This window comes from Pseudomonas fluorescens, assembly GCF_902497775.2.
Taxonomy (GTDB): Bacteria; Pseudomonadota; Gammaproteobacteria; order Pseudomonadales; family Pseudomonadaceae; genus Aquipseudomonas; species Aquipseudomonas putida_F.
Genome location: NZ_OZ024668.1, coordinates 5,928,230 through 5,945,577, shown reverse-complemented (window position 1 = coordinate 5,945,577; position 17,348 = coordinate 5,928,230). Strand labels below are relative to the sequence as shown.

The following is a 17,348-nucleotide window of genomic DNA, read 5'->3' as shown; positions in this document are numbered from 1 at the left end:
GGGGCAAGTCGACTGGACTTGCCCCGCGAAAAATCTCAACCCGGCTGTTGGGTACGCAGCTTCTCGCTACGCCCACGCAACCACTCCAGGGTCAGCAACAGCACCACAGAAAAGGCGATCAGCAAGGTTGCCGCTGCGGCGATGGTCGGGCTTAAGTTCTCGCGGATACCGCTGAACATCTGCCGTGGCAGGGTCGCCTGCTCGGGGCCGGCGAGGAACAGGGTGACCACCACCTCATCGAAAGAGGTGGCGAAGGCGAACAGCGCCCCGGAAATCACCCCCGGCGCAATCAACGGCAAGGTCACCCGACGGAAAGTGGTCAGAGGCGAAGCGCCGAGGCTGGCTGCAGCGCGCACCAGGTTGTGGTTGAAACCCTGCAGGGTCGCCGAGACGGTGATGATGACGAACGGCACACCGAGCACCGCATGCACCAGAATCAGCGAGATAAAGCTGTTACCCATGCCCAGCGGAGCAAAGAACAGGTAACTGGCCACGCCGATGATCACCACCGGTACCACCATGGGCGAAATCACCAGAGCCATGATCAGCGGCTTGCCGGGGAAATCACCGCGGGTCAGGCCGATCGAGGCGAGGGTACCGAAGATCATCGCCAGCACCGTGGCCGCCGGGGCGACGATGATGCTGTTCTTCAGCGCCCGCATCCACTCGGCCGAGGCGAAGAAATCGTGGTACCACTGCAGCGAGAAGCCCTGCAGCGGATAGACCAGGAAGCTGCCGGAGTTGAACGACAGCGGAATGATCACCAGCACCGGCAACACCAGGAACAACAGGATCAGCCCGCAAAGGATGCGCAAGCTGTAGAACCAGACCCGCTCGACGGGCGACATGTAGGGGCTCAGCATGACAACGCTCCTCAGCTCAGGCGCAGGCGGCTGGCGCCGACCAGCCAGCTATAGATCAGGTAAAGCAGCACGGTGGCCAGCAACAGCAGGCCGCCCAGCGCGGTCGCCATGCCCCAGTTGATGCTGGTGTTGGTGTAGAAGGCCACGAAGTAGCTGACCATCTGATCGTTGGGGCTGCCGAGCAGCGCCGGGGTGATGTAGTAGCCGATGGCGAGGATGAACACCAACAGGCAGCCCGCGCCTACACCGGCGTAGGTTTGTGGGAAGTACACCCGCCAGAAACTGGCGAATGGATGACAGCCCAGGGATATCGCCGCACGCATATAGGTAGGCGAGATACCCTTCATCACGCTGTAGATCGGCAGGATCATGAACGGCAGCAGGATATGCACCATTGAGATGTAGACACCGGTGCGGTTGAACACCAGCTCCAGCGGCTTGTCGATGATGCCGATGGCCATCAGCGCACTGTTGATCAGTCCGCCCGATTGCAGCAACACGATCCAGGCCGCAACCCGCACCAGGATCGAGGTCCAGAACGGCAGCAATACCAGAATCATCAGCAGGTTGCTCTGCCGGGTCGGCAGATTGGCCAGCAGGTAGGCCAGTGGATAGGCCAGCACCAGGCAGATGGCGGTGATGACGAAGCCCATCCACAGGGTACGGGTGAAGATATCCAGGTAGATGGCCTGGTCCGGGGTGGCCTTGGCCAGTTCGCCGAGGTCATCGATACGATGGTCCAGGGCTGCCAGCAGGTAAAAGGGGGTGACGCTACTGGTGTTACGGCGAATCGCCTGCCAGTAGGCCGGATCGCCCCAGCGCTCGTCCAGTTCCTGCAGGGCTTCTTTATAGGAAGCCGGCTCGGTCTTGAACGGCAGCGCCCGGGCGGTCTTGGCCAGCAGGCTGCGATAGCCGGCCAGCTCCATGTTCAGACGCTTGGAGGTATCGCCCAGGGTCTGGTTCTTGCGCGCCTGGCCGAGGTCTTCGCTCAGGGCCTTGTACACCGCCTCCCCTGGTAGGCCCTTGCCATCCCATTCGGCCACGGCGGTTACGGTCAGCGGCAAGCCGCCCACCACTTCCGGGTTACCTACGCTCTTGTACAGCAGCGCGGCAATCGGCACGAGGAACACCAGCAGCAGAAACAGCGCCAGCGGCGCGATCAGCGCTTGCGCCTTCCAGCGGTTGACCCGCTCGGCACGCTTTAGGCGCTGCTTGAGGTTGGAACCTGCGCCTTCATTCAGGGGCACTGCGATGGCCATAGCGAACTCCGAAATCTTGAGAACAAGGAGCGCCGGCGGCAAGCCGACGCTCCATCAGCAGCCCTTACTTGGCAGCCCAGGCGTTGAAGCGTTGCTCCAGTTGCTCGCTGTTGTCGGCCCAGAACGCCACGTCGATCTGCACCTGGTTGGCGATGTTCTCCGGGGTGGTCGGCATGTCTTTCTTGATCTCGTCGGACAGCAGCGCGACGGCCTTGGAGTTGGCCGGGCCGTAGGCGATGTTTTCCGAATAGATCTTCTGCTGCTCTGGCTTGACCGAATAGGCGATGAACTTCTTCGCTTCTTCGGCGTTCTTGGCGCCTTTCGGGATGGCCCAGGCGTCGAAGTCGTAGATGCCGCCGTTCCACACGACTTTCAGGTTGCTCTCTTTCTGTACGGCGGCAATCCGGCCGTTGTATGCCGAGCTCATGACCACGTCACCCGAGGCCAGGTACTGCGGTGGCTGGGCACCGGCTTCCCACCACTGGATACTCGGCTTGAGTTCGTCGAGTTTCTTGAAGGCGCGATCCTGGCCTTCCTTGGTGCCCAGCACCTTGTACACGTCTTTGGGCGCGACACCATCGGCCATCAGGGCGAATTCGAGGGTGTACTTGGCGCCTTTGCGCAGGCCGCGCTTGCCCGGGAACTGCTTGGTGTCCCAAAAATCCGCCCAACTGGTCGGTGCGGTTTTCAGTTTATCGGCGTTGTAGGCCATGACCGTGGACCAGACGAAGAAGCCGACACCGCAAGGCTGGATAGCCCCGGGAACGTAGTCGGACTCGTTACCGAACAGTGCAGGATCAAGCTCTTCGAACATGCCTTCGTCGCAACCACGGGCAAGCTCCGGCGATTCGACTTCCACCAGGTTCCACGACACGCTCTTGGTGTCGACCATGGCTTTGACCTTGGCCATTTCACCGTTGTACTCGCCAGCGACGATCTTGCCGTTGCCCGCCTTTTCCCATGGCTCGTAGAACGCCTTGACCTGGGCCGCCTTGTTGGCGCCGCCGAAGGAAATCACAGTCAGGTCGGCCGCCGCCATCGCCTGGCTCGCCGCAAACAGGCCCAGGGTCAGGGCGGTCAACTTCAAGTGCTTGAGCATTATTATTCTCTCCACAGTACAGGGTTGGTGAAGCAAACCGTCAATTGGCTTCAAGCAGAGGATCGAGCGCGCGGGCGTGCTCTACCTGCCAGCCAAGCGGTACCACATCGCCCACGGCCAGGGCCGGGTCGAGTTCGGCAATCGGCTGCTTCACGAAGAAATCGGCCTTGCCGCAGACTTCCAGGCGTACCCGCACGTGGTCGCCCAGGTAGATGAATTCGGCTACCCGCCCGGAGAAGCGGTTGACGCAGCTTTCGCTGTGGCCATTGAGGCGTACGCGTTCGGGGCGAATCGACAAGGTCACCGGCTCGCCGGCCTGGCCGACATTGACCGCCAGCGCCTCGACCTTCTCACCGCGCGGCAGCAGCACCTGACAGCGCTCGCCGTCGTGGCTGAGCAGGCGGCCATTGATGCGGTTGTTCTCGCCGATGAAGTTGGCGACGAAGGTGTTCTTCGGCTCTTCATACAGGGTGCGCGGGTCGGCGATCTGCTGGATCTCGCCCTGGTGGAACACCGCGACGCGATCGGACATGGTCAGCGCTTCGCCCTGGTCGTGGGTCACGTAGACCACAGTGACGCCCAGACGCTGGTGCAGGTGCTTGATCTCCATCTGCATGTGTTCGCGCAGCTGTTTGTCGAGGGCACCCAAGGGTTCATCCATCAGCACCAGTTGCGGTTCGAACACCAGTGCACGGGCCAACGCCACCCGTTGCTGCTGGCCACCGGAAAGCTGGCCGGGGTAGCGCTGGGCGAAAGCGTCGAGCTGGACCATGTTGAGCACGCGCTTGACCCGCTCGCTGATGTCGGTCTTGCTCAGGTTGCGCACGCTCAAGGGGAAGGCCAGGTTCTCGGCCACGGTCATGTGCGGGAACAGCGCGTAGTTCTGGAACACCATGCCGATGTCGCGCTTGTGCGGCGGCACGTTGTTGATCGAACGACCGGCCAGCTGGATTTCGCCTGCGGTCGGCGTTTCGAAGCCGGCGAGCATCATCAGGCTGGTGGTTTTGCCGGAACCGGACGGGCCGAGCAAGGTGAGGAATTCACCCTTGCGGATATCCAGGTTGAGGTCTTTGACGATCAGCGATTCGCCGTCGTAGCTCTTCTGCACACCACGGAAGCTGACCAGCACTTCGCCGGTTGCAGCGCTCGAATTCACCTCACTCATACCCGCACCTTTTTGTTGGATGACTGCTGTATCCAAAGCCTAGTGAAGGCGGCAAGCGACGCAAATCGGGGGTGGAGAGAGATTGATATCAGCAGGATGGAAGGCTTGGGGTAGGGATTGCCCTACAAGGATGGCGTTTTTGGATAGGTGTTCGGCAGGTTAAACGCTATCGCGGGGCAAGCCCGCTCCTACAGACCCCATCCCGGTGGGAGCGGACTTGACCCGCGATTAGATCAGCGCGATGTCGCTTCTGGAACACTCACAACAGTTTGTGCTCCATCGCATACTTCACCAGTTCCGCCAGCGAGTTCACGTTGAGCTTCTGCATCAGCCGCGCCTTGTGGGTGCTGATGGTCTTGTTGCTCAGCGCCAGTTGCTGGGCAATGTCGTTGACGTTGGCGCCCTGGGCGAGGCGCTCGAACACCGAAAACTCACGTTCCGACAGCAACGAATGCAGCGGCCTGGCGTCGGTCAGGCCAACCTCGAAGACCATGCGGTCAGCCAGGTCAGGGTCGATGTAGCGCCCGCCACCGGCCACCCGGCGAATGGCAGTCAGCAACAACGCCGGATCACTGTCCTTGGTGGCGTAACCGGCAGCACCAACCTTCAGCGCCCGCGCCGCCATCTGCGCTTCATCGTGCATCGACAGCACCAGGATCGCCGGCGGATTGTTCAATGCGCGAATCCGCGGGATCGCCTCCAGGCCATTGACCCCGGGCATGGAAATATCCAGCAGCACTACTTCGCACTCGGTATGGCGCAAGGTTTCCAGCAGTTGTTCGCCATTGCCGGCCTCCCCCGCTACCTGCATGTCCTTGGCCAGGCCGATCAATTGCTTGATGCCTTCACGGACAATGGTGTGGTCTTCGGCAACCAGTACTCGAATCACGCAATGCTCCTAATCCAGGGGGATCGCCACGCTCAGGCTGGTGCCCTCGCCCGGCTCGCTTTCCAGGGCCATGCTGCCACCGAGCATCAGCACCCGTTCACGCATGCCAACCAGACCAAATGAGGTTGGCCGGCTTTGTTCCAGGACAAATCCTGCGCCATCGTCGATCACCGTCAGGCGCAAGCTCTGGCCGTCGAGGCTCAGGCTGATTTGTACAGTATGCGCCTGGGCATGGCGCATGACATTGGTCAGCGCCTCCTGCAGGATGCGGAACAGGCCAATAGCCTTGGCATCACTCAAGGGTGGCAGATTTTCCGGCACCTGCACCAGGCAGGGGATCTGCGTACGTACTTCAAAACGCCTGGCCTGCCACTCGATGGCCGAAGCGATGCCGGCATCGAGGATCGGCGGGCGCAAGGCGGTGGCCACATCGCGCACCAGCTGGAACAGCTGGGCAATCAGGCGCTTCATGCTGCCCAGGCGCTCGTGGAGGCCGGGATCCAGTTCGGCGTAGGCCAGCTCGCACATGGAAGTCTCAAGCTTCAGCACCGTGAGCATCTGCCCCAGCTCGTCGTGCACTTCCCGAGCGATACGGGCCTTTTCTTCCTCGCGAACGCTTTCCAGGTGCGCCGACAGTTCACGCAATTGCTCCTGGGAGCGAGCCAGTTCAAGCTCGACGCGCTTGCTCTGGCTGATATCCCAGACCACCCCGTCCCAGACCACCCGACCATCCGCCAGCGTGCGGGTACTGGCCTTGATATCGGCCCAGCGCTGTTCGCCCTGGCGGGTCAGGATCCGTCCCTGCCAGGACCAGTCGCTGTCGGTGGCCAGGGCCAGGTCCTGGACCCGGTGATAATCGGCGCGGTCGTGCGGGTGCACCAGGTTGCGCAGGCCCATGTCCGGATGCTGCAACGCCGCTGGCGGATAGCCCACCAGCGCTTCGCTGCCTTCACTGATATAGGGGAACTCCAACTCACCTTCGGCCGGGTTGCGTTCAAGGCGAAATACCAGGCCTGGGACGTTGCCGGCGATGCCCTTGAGCCGCGCCTCGCTCTCGCGCAATGCCGCCAATGCACGCCTGCGCTCGGTGACGTCGGCGAGAAACACCACCAGGTACTCGGCATCGCGAAAACGCAGGAAGCTCAGCGACACATCCACCGGCAACAGGCTGCCATCGGCGCGCAGGCATTGGGTTTCAAAGTGCTGCGGGGCTTCATCGCTGGCCCGGGCGCGCTTCCACAGGACGAGCCAACGGTCCATATGCAGGTTCGGTTCGAAATCGATCAACGGCCGATCGATCAGCGCCCCCGAGGCGTAACCAAGCATGCTCTCGGCGGCGCGGTTGGCGTAGCGCACATGGCTGTCCCAGTTGACCCAGAGAATACCCACGGTGCTCTGATCGATCGAGAACTGGCTCAGGCGCAGCGCTTCTTCGCGGGCCTGGCGCTGGGCCAGGGTGTCGCGGGTGGCCAGCAGGCTGTGCTCGAGCTGATGCAGTTGCCGACGCTGCCAGATGACGATGGCCACGCAACTGAGCAGCAAGGCCGCCAGCAGTAAACCAAGGTTTTGCCAGAAGCCCGGGGACTCGCTCAGGCGTGGATACTTGGGTTCCAGCCAACGCTGGTGCAGCTGCTCAAGATCCTTGGCCGGCACCGCCTGCAGGCCGCGCTCAAGAATCTCGGCCAGCTCTGGCCAGTCCCGGCGCGAGCCAACCCGCAACAACTGCGGCAGGCCGATATCACCGACCACCACCAGTTCGCTGAACTCGCTTTCCCGAGACAGCCGACTCAGTTGTGCCTCATCCACTACTGCAAAACGTGCCTGATCGCTGAGCACCAGTTGCAGGGCCTGGCGTTCCTGAGGCACGCCTTGCAGGTTGAGATTGGTATAGGTGGCTCGCAGATAGTCGGCAACGGTACTGGGCATGCGCACGGCGACCCGATCGGTACTGGCCAGCTTCTCCAGATCCACTGACACCGCGCCGGTACGCGGCCCGACGATCAGTTGCGGCACGCGCATGTAGGGATCGCTGAACAACCACAGGCGCAAGCTGGCCGGGGTCTGGGTCAGGCCCGGGGCCAAATCGACTTCGCCCGCCAGCAATGCATGCTCAAGAGCCGCCTGGTCGGGAAAATTGCGCCAGGTCAGGTCCAGCCCCAACGAGCGACCGAGCCAGTTCATCAGCTCGACGTTGACCCCATAGAGTTGCTGCAGACGCCGGTCGAACTGGGCAAAAGGTGCCTGCAGCACCAACCCGACCCGCAGGCTGCGATGTTGCTCAAGCCACTGCTGCTGCGCAGGCTCCAGCACAACCTGCGCAGGTGCAGCAGCCGAAGCCGAAGCCGCCCAGGTGATCAAGGGCAGGCAAAAACAGCCGATAAGCAACAGGCAGCGCAAAAGCTTCATCTGCACTCTCATCAAGGGTAGGACGGTCATCGAGCATGGTCGTCCCGAGCAAATACTATTAGGCTGCCGGTATTAATCTGGCCTGGATCGATCCATGTTCGCACTTTATCGCACGACGCTACCGGCGTTATGCCTGTCACTGATACTACCTTGTACCGCACAAGCGGCAGCTGGAGAAACGCCAGAAGCTGCTGCAGACAGCAAACCTGCCGCTGTCGAGCGCCAACCGCTGGCCGAACGCAGCCAGGAAGACGCCCAGGCCCTGGAGCGCCAGGTTCCCCAGGCTGAACAGCAAACCCTGCAGGCTGGCAGCGACAGCTTCCTGGCCCTGTGGAAACCGGCCAACAGCACCGAGCCCGAAGGTGCCCTGATCATTCTCGCCGGTGCCGGCGAAAGTGCCGACTGGCCGAAAACCGTCGGCCCGTTACGGCGCAAGTTTCCCGATGCCGGTTGGCACAGCCTGAGCCTGGCCCAGCCGGACTTGCTCGCCAATGCTCCGCAGGCGCGCGTCGAAGTGGCACCGGCGCCGGCGAAAAAGGCCGAGCAAGGCGAAAGCGCGCCGGTCAAGGACACCCCGGCCAATGCCAACGCCAGTATCGAACAGGCCACGGCCGCCGAAAGCGACAACAACGAAAGCACCGAGCAAGCCCAGGCCCCGGTTGCCGATGACAAAGTTGACGCCGAACGTATCTTCGCCCGCCTCGATGCTGCCGTCGCCTACGCCCAGCAACAGAATGCCCGCAGCATTGTCCTGCTCGGCAACGGCAGCGGCGCCTACTGGGCAGCCCGTTACCTGAGCGAACGGCAACCGGCACAGGTGCAGAAACTGGTGATGGTCGCCGCGCAGACGCCAGCCCAAGCCGAACAAGGCCTGGACAGCCTGGCGCCGAACCTGAAGGTGCCCACCGCAGACTTTTTCTACGCCAGCCTGCCACAGGCCAAACGCGCCGCCGAGCAACGCCTGAAGGCCAGCAAGCGCTTGAAGGACGCCAACTACCGCCAGGTCAGCTTGACCGCCATGCCAGGCAACAGCGCAGCGGAACAGGAACAACTGTTCCGCCGCATCCGTGGCTGGCTGAGCCCGGAAAAGCTCGACTAAAAGCCGCGGCGCTTGCGAATGACGGCGTAGGCCTGATGCAGTTCGCGGGTACGCTCAGTGGCCTCGCGGACCTGCGCGGGGCTGGCGCCATTGCCCACCAGCTTGTCCGGGTGGTGACGGCTGAGCAGCCGCCGGTAGGCTTGCTTGATCTGCCCGGCTTCGGCGTCTGCGCTAACCCCGAGCATGCGCAAGGCCTGGGGATAACCTAGCGTGCCATCGGCCAGTGCCGCCTTTGGCGGTTCATAGTCCAGTGCCAACGCCTGGACCTTGGCCGACGACCAACCGAGGGCCTGGCCCCACTCCAGCAACAGCTCACGCTCATGCCGACCGGCCTGGCCATCGGCCCAGACCATACGCCAGCAAGCGCGCAACATGCCTTCGGCGGCATGCGGCTGTTGCTTGAGCCGCCGCAGATGAGCACCCAGGCGTTCCTTGCCGCTCTTGCCGCGATTGAACGCGGCAATGGCTCGTCGCCTGGCCGGCTCGGTCATTTCCAGGCGTTGCATTTCCACCCGCGCCTGCTGGATATGCCCATCGGCCACCCGACCGTCGCTCTTGGCCAGGCGCCCGAGCAGGACGAACAGCACCTCATCGTCGCGCAACACCGGCCGGCCGCCCAAACGCTCGCGCACGTGCGCCCAACTGTGCAACTGCAAACGGCGGTCCATCGCCTGGCCCAGCAACGCCCCCAACAACGCCCCGGGAATACTGGCGATGGCAAAGCCTGCTCCGGCACCTATCACTGTGCTCGGCCACAACATGTCAGCGGCGCTCGGCGAGCAGTTGCTCGACTTCGGCCAGACGCTCGAGGGTACCGACATCCACCCAGTGCCCGCTGAAATGCTCACCGCTGACCTGTCCGGCCGCCATTGCCTGGCGTAGCAGCGGCGCCAGCTTGAAGGCGCCTGCCTGGCAGTCGGCGAACAGTTGCGGGGCAAGCACGGCGATGCCGCTGTAGGTCAGGGTATCGGCATCGGCGTTGGCGTCACTGACTTGGCCGTGGTCAAGACAGAAGTCGCCCTTGCCGTGATGACCAGGGTTATCCACCAGCACAAGGTGCGCCAACCCGTTCAGGCTCTTTGGTAGACCGGCGAAGTCGTATTCGGTCCAGATATCGCCATTGACCAGCAAGAAGGATTCATCACCCAGCAACGGCAAGGCGTTGAAGATCCCGCCGCCGGTTTCCAGCGGCTCGCCTTCAGGCGAGTAACTGATACTCAGCCCCCAGTTCGAACCATCACCCAGGTGATCCTCGATCTGCTGCCCAAGCCAGGCGTGGTTGATCACCACTTCTTTGAACCCCGCTGCCGCCAGGGCTCGCAGGTGATACTCGATAAGTGGCATGCCGGCCACCGGCACCAGCGGTTTTGGCGTGTGCAGGGTCAGCGGGCGCATCCGCTCGCCTTTGCCCGCAGCAAGAATCATCGCTTTCATGGGCGCGCTCCGGCTGCGGCCTGCAGGCTTTCGATCAGCTCATCGAGCTCGGCAAGCTCCGGACGGCGGGCGATCACTTCATCTATATAAGCAAAGAAGCGCGGCACATCGGCCAGGTAGCGCGGCTTGCCGTCGCGGTGACAGATGCGCGCGAAGATGCCAATGACCTTGAGGTGACGCTGCACCCCCATCAGGTCGCTGGCGCGGTGGAAGTCTTCGAAATCGGCCTGCACCGGAATACCTTGGGCCTGGGCGCGCTGCCAGTACTCCTTGAGCCAGCCCTGCACCCGTGCCTGTGGCCAGCTCAGGAATGCATCCTTGAACAGGCAGGTAATGTCGTAGGTAACCGGCCCGTAAACCGCATCCTGGAAATCCAGCACCCCGGGGTTCGGCTCGCTGTCCATCAGGTTGCGTGGCATATAGTCGCGGTGCACCAGCACTTTCGGCTGGGCCAGGGCGCTGTCGATCAGCAGGCTGCTGATGCGTTGCCAGGCAGCCAATTGCGCATCGGTGAAGCCCAGGCCCAGTTCGCGGCCCACGTACCACTCGGGAAACAGCTCAAGCTCACGGCGCAACAGCGCAACGTCGTAGCTGGGCAGCGGCGCATCCATCGGCAACTGCTGGAAAGCCAGCAGCGCTTGAATTGCGTCATCGAACAGGCCATCGGCGTTTTCGGCGTGGATCACATCGAGGTAGGTCTGGGTGCCCAGATCGCTGAGCAGGAGGAAGCCGCGCTCAAGATCCTGGGCATGAATGACCGGCACATTGACCTTGGCAGTAGCCAACAGGTGGGCAATATCAACGAACGGCCGGCAGTTTTCCTGCGGCGGCGGCGCATCCATGACAATAAAGCTGTGGCCTTGGGCCTGCCAGCGGAAGTAGCGGCGAAAGCTCGCATCGCTGCTGGCAGCGGTCAGGCTACCCGCGGGAACACTGCCCCAGCCCTGTTTATGGAACAGATTTGCCAGCTGCTCGGCGAGCCAGACATTCAGGTGTTGCAAGCGTACATCGTGATCGGGCATTACAAGGGTCTCCGACGGCCCTAGCCGTCAAGCGGGTCATGCTTTATTATCCAGCATCTTTTTCAGACCATCGAGAGGCGTGCGGCCCCACACGCGGGCAGATGGCACGCAGGAAGCCCGGACTAATAAGATGGCATTGAAATCCCCCGCGTTTCGTAAAAAATTCCCGTTGCTGGTCACCGGCGGTTTGCTGGCGATGCAACCTCTGGCCACCTCATACGTGGTTGCCGCAGAGCAGTTCGACTGCCAAGTGTCTGCTGCCGGAGGCTGGGACTGCAAGCCCAAAACCCCTGCCGCCGCACTGCCGCCGCGCCCGGTGCACGCCGGGGCTGCCGCCAGCTCGTCCGGTGAAACGCCAGCCGGCTCCGGCGAGGTCGCCCAGGAGCAGGCTCAAGGTCCGGCGCTGGTCACCGAAGCCAAAGGCCGCGTGCTGAAATCCCGCAGCCCCGACGCCAGCCACCTGGACTGGGTGCCGCGTGATCAACTCACCCCGGCTCAGCTCGCCGAAACCGGGCCGTACTGCGCCGGTGCCTACATCGAGCCGACCCGTCCGGGCATGGATGACACCACGCCAAAAGACGAGTCGCCGACCTTCATTGGCGCCAAGGTCTCGCGCTACCAGCAGGAGCAGCAAATCGCTACCCTCGCCGGTGACGTGGTCATGCGCCAGGGCAGCATGCAGGTCGAGGCCGACGAGGCCAACCTGTACCAGGCTGAAAACCGTGGTGAGCTGAGCGGCAACGTGAAGATTCGCGACAACGGTTCGCTGGTAGTGGGCGATCACGCCGACATCCAGCTCGACACCGGTGAAGCCAAGGTCGACAACGCCGAATACGTGATGCACAAATCACGCATCCGCGGCAGCGCGCTGTACGCCAAGCGTGCCGAGAACGCCATCATCCGCCTCAAGGATGGTACCTACACCACCTGTGAGCCGAACAGCAACGCCTGGCAGCTCAAGGGCAACAACATCACCCTGAACCCGGCCACCGGCTTCGGCACCGCGACCAACGTCACCCTGCGGGTCAAGGATGTACCGGTGTTCTACACCCCGTACATCTACTTCCCGATCGATGACCGTCGCCAGTCCGGCTTCCTGCCACCGTCGTTCAGCACCAGCAGCGACACCGGCTTCATGCTGGTCACGCCGTACTACTTCAACTTGGCGCCAAACTATGACGCCACCTTGTATCCACGCTACATGGCCAAGCGCGGCATGTTGATGGAAGGCGAGTTCCGCTACCTGACCAAGTCCAGTGAAGGTCAATTCGGCGGTGCTTACCTGAATGACAAGGAAGATGAGCGCAAGCTGCAATCCGACTACAAAGATCAGCGCTGGATGATCAATTGGCAGCACAAGGGCGGCCTCGACGAGCGCCTAATGACTGAAGTCGACTACACCGACATCAGCGATCCTTACTACTTCCAGGATCTGGAATCGGATCAGATTGGCGTCGAAAACCGGGATTTCCTTAACCAGCAAGGCGCCTTGACTTATCGCGGCGACTCCTACACTGCTCGCTTTAATGTTCAAGCTTACAAGCTAGCGACAATTACTGAAATCACCCCCTATGATCGGCTACCTCAGATCACTTTCAACGGGAAGTTACCTTACCATCCAGGTGGGCTAGACTTCGCTTACAATACTGAATTTGTAAGATTCGATAGAGATCTACGCAATGGCAATTTCGTAGACAAGAACAATGTTACGGCCCCTTGGCTAGACAATAATGTTAGAGGCTTAGCACGTTCCACTGGCGACCGTATAAATATAGCGCCAGAAGTCAGCTTGCCGCTTGAGTGGACCTACGGTTTCTTGAAGCCGTCCATAAAAAATACCTACACTCGTTACGACTTGGACTTGGACAATAAAGGGAAGCAGGACATTGCTTTCGGATTGGACAATGCCAATCGCAACGGTACTGAGTATATCGATGGTGAGTTCAAGGGTACCCGTACCCGCAACGTACCGACTTTCAGTGTAGATAGCGGTCTGTATTTTGACCGAAGCACTCAATGGTTCGGTAAAAATTACCGTCAGACATTAGAACCACGCCTGTACTACTTGTATGTACCCTATGAGGACCAAAAAGATATTCCGGTCTTTGATACTAGCGAGAGCACATTCAACTATGCTTCGCTTTTCCGAGATAATCGCTTTTTTGGTTCAGACCGCATCGGCGACGAAAACAAACTTTCGCTGGGTGTAACCAACCGCTGGATTGAAGACAACGGCTTCCAACGCCAGCGCTTCAGCATCGGTCAAGCGTTGTACTTTAAAGATCGCAAGGTCCAATTACCCGGTATCGACTGGAGAACTCGCGACGACGCCCAGGCAAATGTCTCACCTTATGCACTGGAATATGAGTATCGCTTCAACCGCGACTGGCGCTTCAACTCCGACTTTAACTGGGATCCGGACAGCCGCAGTACCCGTTCGGGCAGTGCGATGTTCCACTACCAGCCTGAAGATAATGTGAACAAGGTTGTGAACCTTGGTTATCGCTATCGCAATGACATGGTCCGCTATGACAACGCTACTGGCAAATGGTCCGTTGGCGGCGGGGATTATGGTTCTCCAGGCGACCCGAACTACGTCAAGGACTACTACAAGATCCAGCAGCATGATTTCTCGGTCATGTGGCCAATCGTGCCACAGTGGACCGCGATCGCCCGCTGGCAGCACGACTACAACCGCAACCGCACCCTGGAAGCCTTCGGTGGTTTCGAATACGACAACTGCTGTTGGAAGCTGCGCCTGATCAACCGTTACTGGGTTGATTACGACGAGTTCAGCCAGGATGCACCGCAAAACGAAAAAGGCGACCACGGCGTCTTCCTGCAGATTGTGCTGAAAGGCCTCGGCGGCGTAGTGGGCAATAAGGTCGAGTCTTTCCTCGACAAGGGCATTCAAGGTTATCGTACTCGTGAAGACCAAGCTTACTGATTGTCTGCGCCCGCTGTTGCTGGGCGCAGTATTGCTGACCGGCACGGCACATGCCGCCGTGCAACCTCTGGACAGCGTTGTGGCCATCGTCGATAACGACGTGGTGATGAAGAGCCAGCTGGACAGCCGCGTGCGTGAAGTCCAGCAGTCCATCGCCAAGCGTGGTGGCTCCGTGCCGCCCGCCAGTGTTCTGGACCAACAGGTGCTTGAGCGCCTGATCGTCGAAAACCTGCAACTGCAGATCGGCGATCGCTCGGGCATCCGCATCACCGACGAAGAACTGAACCAGGCCATCGGGACCATTGCCCAGCGCAATGGCATGAACCTGGAGCAGTTCCGCGCGGCCCTGGCTCGCGATGGCCTGTCGTACGACGATGCCCGCGAGCAGGTTCGTCGCGAGATGATCATCAGCCGCGTACGTCAGCGTCGGGTTGCCGAGCGCATCCAGGTCTCGGAGCAGGAAGTGAAGAACTTCCTCGCCTCGGACATGGGCAAGATGCAGCTGTCGGAAGAATTCCGTCTGGCCAACATCCTCATCCCGACCCCGGAAAGCGCCAACTCGGCGCAGATCCAGGCGGCGGCCCAGAAGGCTGGCGAGGTGTACTCGCGCCTGAAGAGCGGCGCCGACTTCGGCCAGATGGCAATCGCCAACTCCGCCAGCGAGAACGCCCTGGAAGGCGGCGAAATGGGCTGGCGTAAAGCTGCTCAGTTGCCACCGCAGTTCGGCGAGATGCTCAGCAGAATGAGCGTTGGTGAAGTCACCGAGCCGCTGCGCATTCCGAACGGCTTCATCATCATCAAGATGCAGGAAAAACGCGGCGGCAGCGAAGCGATGATGCGTGACGAAGTGCATGTCCGCCATATCCTGATCAAGCCAAGCGAAATCCGCAACGAAGCAGCCACTCAGCAACTGGCCGAGAAGCTGTACGAGCGCATCCGCAATGGCGAAGACTTTGCCGAACTGGCCAAGGCCTTCTCCGAAGACCCAGGCTCGGCCCTCAATGGCGGCGACCTCAACTGGATCGACCCGAGCGCCCTGGTGCCGGAGTTCCGCGAAGAAATGGCCAACGCCCAGCAGGGCCAGGTGACCAAGCCGTTCAAGACCCAGTACGGCTGGCATGTCCTCGAAGTGCTGGGCCGCCGCGCCACCGACAGCACCGAACAGGCCCGCGAGCAACAAGCGATGAACGTGTTGCGTAACCGCAAGTACGATGAAGAGCTGCAGACCTGGCTGCGTCAGATCCGTGACGAAGCCTACGTCGAAATCAAGCTTCCTGGCGCCGATCAGGCCGCGCAGTGAAACCTCAGCGCTTCGCCCTCACACCCGGCGAGCCGGCCGGCATAGGTCCTGACCTGTGCCTGCTGCTTGCCACGCAAGCCCAGCCGCACCCCCTGATTGCCATTACCAGCCGTGACCTGCTCGCCGAGCGGGCCGCGCAGCTGGGCGTGGCCGTCACGCTGCTGGCAGTGAACCTCGACGCCCTCCCCGATCAGCCCGCTCCGGCAGGCAGTCTGTACGTCTGGGATACACCGCTGCAAAAACCGGTGGTAGCAGGGCAGTTGGACAAGGCCAACGCCGCGTTCGTGCTGCAGACCCTGACCCGCGCCGGGCAAGGCTGCCTGGACGGGCACTTCGCCGGAATGATCACCGCGCCCGTGCACAAGGGTGTGATCAACGAAAGCGGTATCGCCTTCTCCGGGCATACCGAGTTCCTCGCCGACCTGACCAGCACCGCGCAAGTGGTAATGATGCTGGCAACCCGCGGCCTGCGCGTGGCCCTGGTGACCACTCACCTGCCCCTGCGCGACGTTGCCGATGCAATCACCAGCGAGCGCCTGGAGCGCGTTACGCGGATCCTGCATGCCGACCTGCAAAACAAATTCGGCATTGCCAACCCGCGCATCCTTGTCTGCGGACTCAACCCGCATGCCGGCGAAGGTGGCCATTTGGGCCACGAAGAAATAGACACCATCGAACCGACATTGGCGCGCCTGCGCAGCGAAGGCATGGACCTTCGCGGCCCGTTGCCCGCCGACACCCTGTTTACCCCCAAATATCTGGAGCACTGCGATGCAGTGCTGGCGATGTACCACGACCAGGGCCTGCCCGTGCTCAAGTACAAAGGCTTCGGCGCTGCAGTCAACGTGACCCTGGGCCTGCCGATCATCCGCACCTCGGTCGACCACGGCACTGCCTTGGACCTGGCCGGCAGCGGTAAGATCGACACCGGCAGCCTGCAGGTCGCCCTGGAAACCGCCTACCAGATGGCCGAGACCCGAAAATGACCGAGCAATACCAACACAAGGCGCGCAAGCGCTTTGGCCAGAACTTCCTGCACGACGCCGGGGTCATCGACCGCATTCTGCGCTCGATCCACGCCAAGGCCGGCGAGCGCATGCTGGAAATCGGCCCGGGCCAGGGTGCCCTGACCTCCGGCCTGCTGGCCAGCGGCGCACAGCTGGACGTGGTCGAGCTGGACAAGGACCTGGTGCCGATCCTCAACCAGCAGTTCGCTGGCCGCGACAACTTCCGCCTGCACCAGGGCGATGCGCTGAAATTCGACTTCACCACTCTCGGTGCTGCCCCCCACAGCCTGCGCGTGGTCGGCAACCTGCCGTACAACATCTCCACGCCGCTGATCTTCCACCTGCTGGCCAACGCCGAGCTGATCCGCGACATGCATTTCATGTTGCAGAAGGAGGTGGTCGAGCGACTGGCCGCAGGCCCTGGCGGTGGTGACTGGGGCCGCCTGTCGATCATGGTGCAGTACCACTGCCGGGTCGAGCACCTGTTCAACGTCGGCCCGGGCGCGTTCAATCCGCCCCCCAAGGTCGACTCGGCGATCGTGCGCCTGGTACCGCACGAAACCCTGCCGTTCCCGGCCAAGGACCATCGCCTGCTCGAGCGCATCGTGCGCGAAGCCTTCAACCAGCGCCGCAAGACCCTGCGCAACACCCTCAAGGCCCTGCTCAGCAGCGACGCCATCGAGGCTGCCGGCGTCGATGGCAGCCTACGCCCGGAGCAACTCGACCTGGCCGCCTTCGTGCGCCTGGCCGACAAACTGGCCGAGCAACAGGGCGCCGCGTAACTTGCCCCTATGGCCAGTCATGCAGCATGACTGGCCGGCTACCCCGCCGATAGCCTAGACTGACGCCATCGCCGTA

The 17,348-nt window shown here is 61.7% G+C and carries 14 protein-coding genes; 5 read left to right on the top strand and 9 right to left on the bottom strand.

From position 1 onward, the window contains the following. Positions 1–35: 35 nt before the first annotated feature. The 6 genes from F8N82_RS27360 to F8N82_RS27335 all read right to left on the bottom strand — a co-directional run bounded on the left by F8N82_RS27360 (position 36) and on the right by F8N82_RS27335 (position 7,681). On the bottom strand, positions 36–863 hold the full coding sequence (locus F8N82_RS27360) for an ABC transporter permease (protein WP_038998453.1): 828 nt from the start codon (positions 861–863) through the stop codon (positions 36–38). An 11-nt stretch (positions 864–874) separates the two neighbouring features. Further along, positions 875–2,122, bottom strand: a complete 1,248-nt coding sequence (locus F8N82_RS27355) for an ABC transporter permease (RefSeq protein WP_038999697.1) — start codon at positions 2,120–2,122, stop codon at positions 875–877. Between the two features lie 64 nt (positions 2,123–2,186). Further along, on the bottom strand, positions 2,187–3,221 hold the full coding sequence (locus tag F8N82_RS27350) for an ABC transporter substrate-binding protein (protein WP_038998452.1): 1,035 nt from the start codon (positions 3,219–3,221) through the stop codon (positions 2,187–2,189). Positions 3,222–3,261: 40 nt separating this feature from the next. Beyond that, positions 3,262–4,386 carry an ABC transporter ATP-binding protein gene (locus F8N82_RS27345; protein ID WP_038998451.1) on the bottom strand — a complete coding sequence of 375 codons (1,125 nt, stop codon included), beginning with the start codon at positions 4,384–4,386 and terminating at the stop codon, positions 3,262–3,264. A 259-nt stretch (positions 4,387–4,645) separates the two neighbouring features. Then, the gene (locus tag F8N82_RS27340; protein ID WP_010221455.1) at positions 4,646–5,275 is read right to left on the bottom strand and encodes a response regulator; all 630 of its coding nucleotides are present in this window, start codon (positions 5,273–5,275) and stop codon (positions 4,646–4,648) included. A gap of 9 nt (positions 5,276–5,284) precedes the next feature. Next, positions 5,285–7,681, bottom strand: coding sequence for a PAS domain-containing sensor histidine kinase (locus tag F8N82_RS27335; RefSeq protein ID WP_038998450.1), 2,397 nt, complete (start codon positions 7,679–7,681; stop codon positions 5,285–5,287). A gap of 94 nt (positions 7,682–7,775) precedes the next feature. On the opposite strand from F8N82_RS27335, the gene F8N82_RS27330 reads away from it, so the two are divergent. Then, entirely contained in the window at positions 7,776–8,780 is a 1,005-nt protein-coding gene (locus F8N82_RS27330) for an alpha/beta hydrolase family protein (RefSeq protein WP_038998449.1), read from the top strand. Here the strand turns inward: F8N82_RS27330 and F8N82_RS27325 are convergent. The 3 genes from F8N82_RS27325 to F8N82_RS27315 are packed head-to-tail and all read right to left on the bottom strand — an operon-like array spanning position 8,777 to position 11,236. Continuing rightward, positions 8,777–9,541 (bottom strand): TerB family tellurite resistance protein, encoded by a 765-nt coding sequence (locus tag F8N82_RS27325; RefSeq protein ID WP_038998448.1) that lies wholly within the window; start codon positions 9,539–9,541, stop codon positions 8,777–8,779. The two genes, F8N82_RS27330 and F8N82_RS27325, sit on opposite strands and share 4 nt — an antisense overlap. A 1-nt stretch (position 9,542) precedes the next feature. Next, the gene (murU, locus tag F8N82_RS27320; RefSeq protein WP_038998447.1) at positions 9,543–10,214 is read right to left on the bottom strand and encodes an N-acetylmuramate alpha-1-phosphate uridylyltransferase MurU; all 672 of its coding nucleotides are present in this window, start codon (positions 10,212–10,214) and stop codon (positions 9,543–9,545) included. Then, complete coding sequence (locus F8N82_RS27315) at positions 10,211–11,236, bottom strand: aminoglycoside phosphotransferase family protein (protein WP_038998446.1); 1,026 nt, start codon at positions 11,234–11,236, stop codon at positions 10,211–10,213. The genes murU and F8N82_RS27315 overlap by 4 nt, the downstream gene beginning before the upstream one ends. 130 nt (positions 11,237–11,366) lie before the next feature. On the opposite strand from F8N82_RS27315, the gene F8N82_RS27310 reads away from it, so the two are divergent. Genes F8N82_RS27310 through rsmA form a run of 4 tightly spaced genes read left to right on the top strand, consistent with a single transcriptional unit; the run spans position 11,367 to position 17,272 of the window. Next, the gene (locus F8N82_RS27310) at positions 11,367–14,183 is read left to right on the top strand and encodes an LPS-assembly protein LptD (RefSeq protein ID WP_038998445.1); all 2,817 of its coding nucleotides are present in this window, start codon (positions 11,367–11,369) and stop codon (positions 14,181–14,183) included. Beyond that, positions 14,164–15,483, top strand: coding sequence for a peptidylprolyl isomerase SurA (gene surA / locus F8N82_RS27305; protein WP_095163107.1), 1,320 nt, complete (start codon positions 14,164–14,166; stop codon positions 15,481–15,483). Before F8N82_RS27310 ends, surA begins: the two co-directional genes overlap by 20 nt. Beyond that, positions 15,480–16,469, top strand: a complete 990-nt coding sequence (gene pdxA, locus F8N82_RS27300; RefSeq protein ID WP_038998443.1) for a 4-hydroxythreonine-4-phosphate dehydrogenase PdxA — start codon at positions 15,480–15,482, stop codon at positions 16,467–16,469. The genes surA and pdxA overlap by 4 nt, the downstream gene beginning before the upstream one ends. After that, a complete protein-coding gene (rsmA, locus tag F8N82_RS27295; RefSeq protein ID WP_038998441.1) occupies positions 16,466–17,272 on the top strand; it encodes a 16S rRNA (adenine(1518)-N(6)/adenine(1519)-N(6))-dimethyltransferase RsmA in 807 nt (268 codons plus the stop codon). The genes pdxA and rsmA overlap by 4 nt, the downstream gene beginning before the upstream one ends. Positions 17,273–17,348 lie beyond the last annotated feature (76 nt).

Coding starts and splice junctions, on each gene's coding strand:
- F8N82_RS27360 (WP_038998453.1), bottom strand. CDS start 863: ATGCTGAGCCCCTACATGTCGCCCGTCGAGCGGGTCTGGTTCTACAGC.
- F8N82_RS27355 (WP_038999697.1), bottom strand. CDS start 2,122: ATGGCCATCGCAGTGCCCCTGAATGAAGGCGCAGGTTCCAACCTCAAG.
- F8N82_RS27350 (WP_038998452.1), bottom strand. CDS start 3,221: ATGCTCAAGCACTTGAAGTTGACCGCCCTGACCCTGGGCCTGTTTGCG.
- F8N82_RS27345 (WP_038998451.1), bottom strand. CDS start 4,386: ATGAGTGAGGTGAATTCGAGCGCTGCAACCGGCGAAGTGCTGGTCAGC.
- F8N82_RS27335 (WP_038998450.1), bottom strand. CDS start 7,681: ATGAAGCTTTTGCGCTGCCTGTTGCTTATCGGCTGTTTTTGCCTGCCC.
- F8N82_RS27330 (WP_038998449.1), top strand. CDS start 7,776: ATGTTCGCACTTTATCGCACGACGCTACCGGCGTTATGCCTGTCACTG.
- F8N82_RS27325 (WP_038998448.1), bottom strand. CDS start 9,541: ATGTTGTGGCCGAGCACAGTGATAGGTGCCGGAGCAGGCTTTGCCATC.
- murU (WP_038998447.1), bottom strand. CDS start 10,214: ATGAAAGCGATGATTCTTGCTGCGGGCAAAGGCGAGCGGATGCGCCCG.
- F8N82_RS27315 (WP_038998446.1), bottom strand. CDS start 11,236: ATGCCCGATCACGATGTACGCTTGCAACACCTGAATGTCTGGCTCGCC.
- F8N82_RS27310 (WP_038998445.1), top strand. CDS start 11,367: ATGGCATTGAAATCCCCCGCGTTTCGTAAAAAATTCCCGTTGCTGGTC.
- rsmA (WP_038998441.1), top strand. CDS start 16,466: ATGACCGAGCAATACCAACACAAGGCGCGCAAGCGCTTTGGCCAGAAC.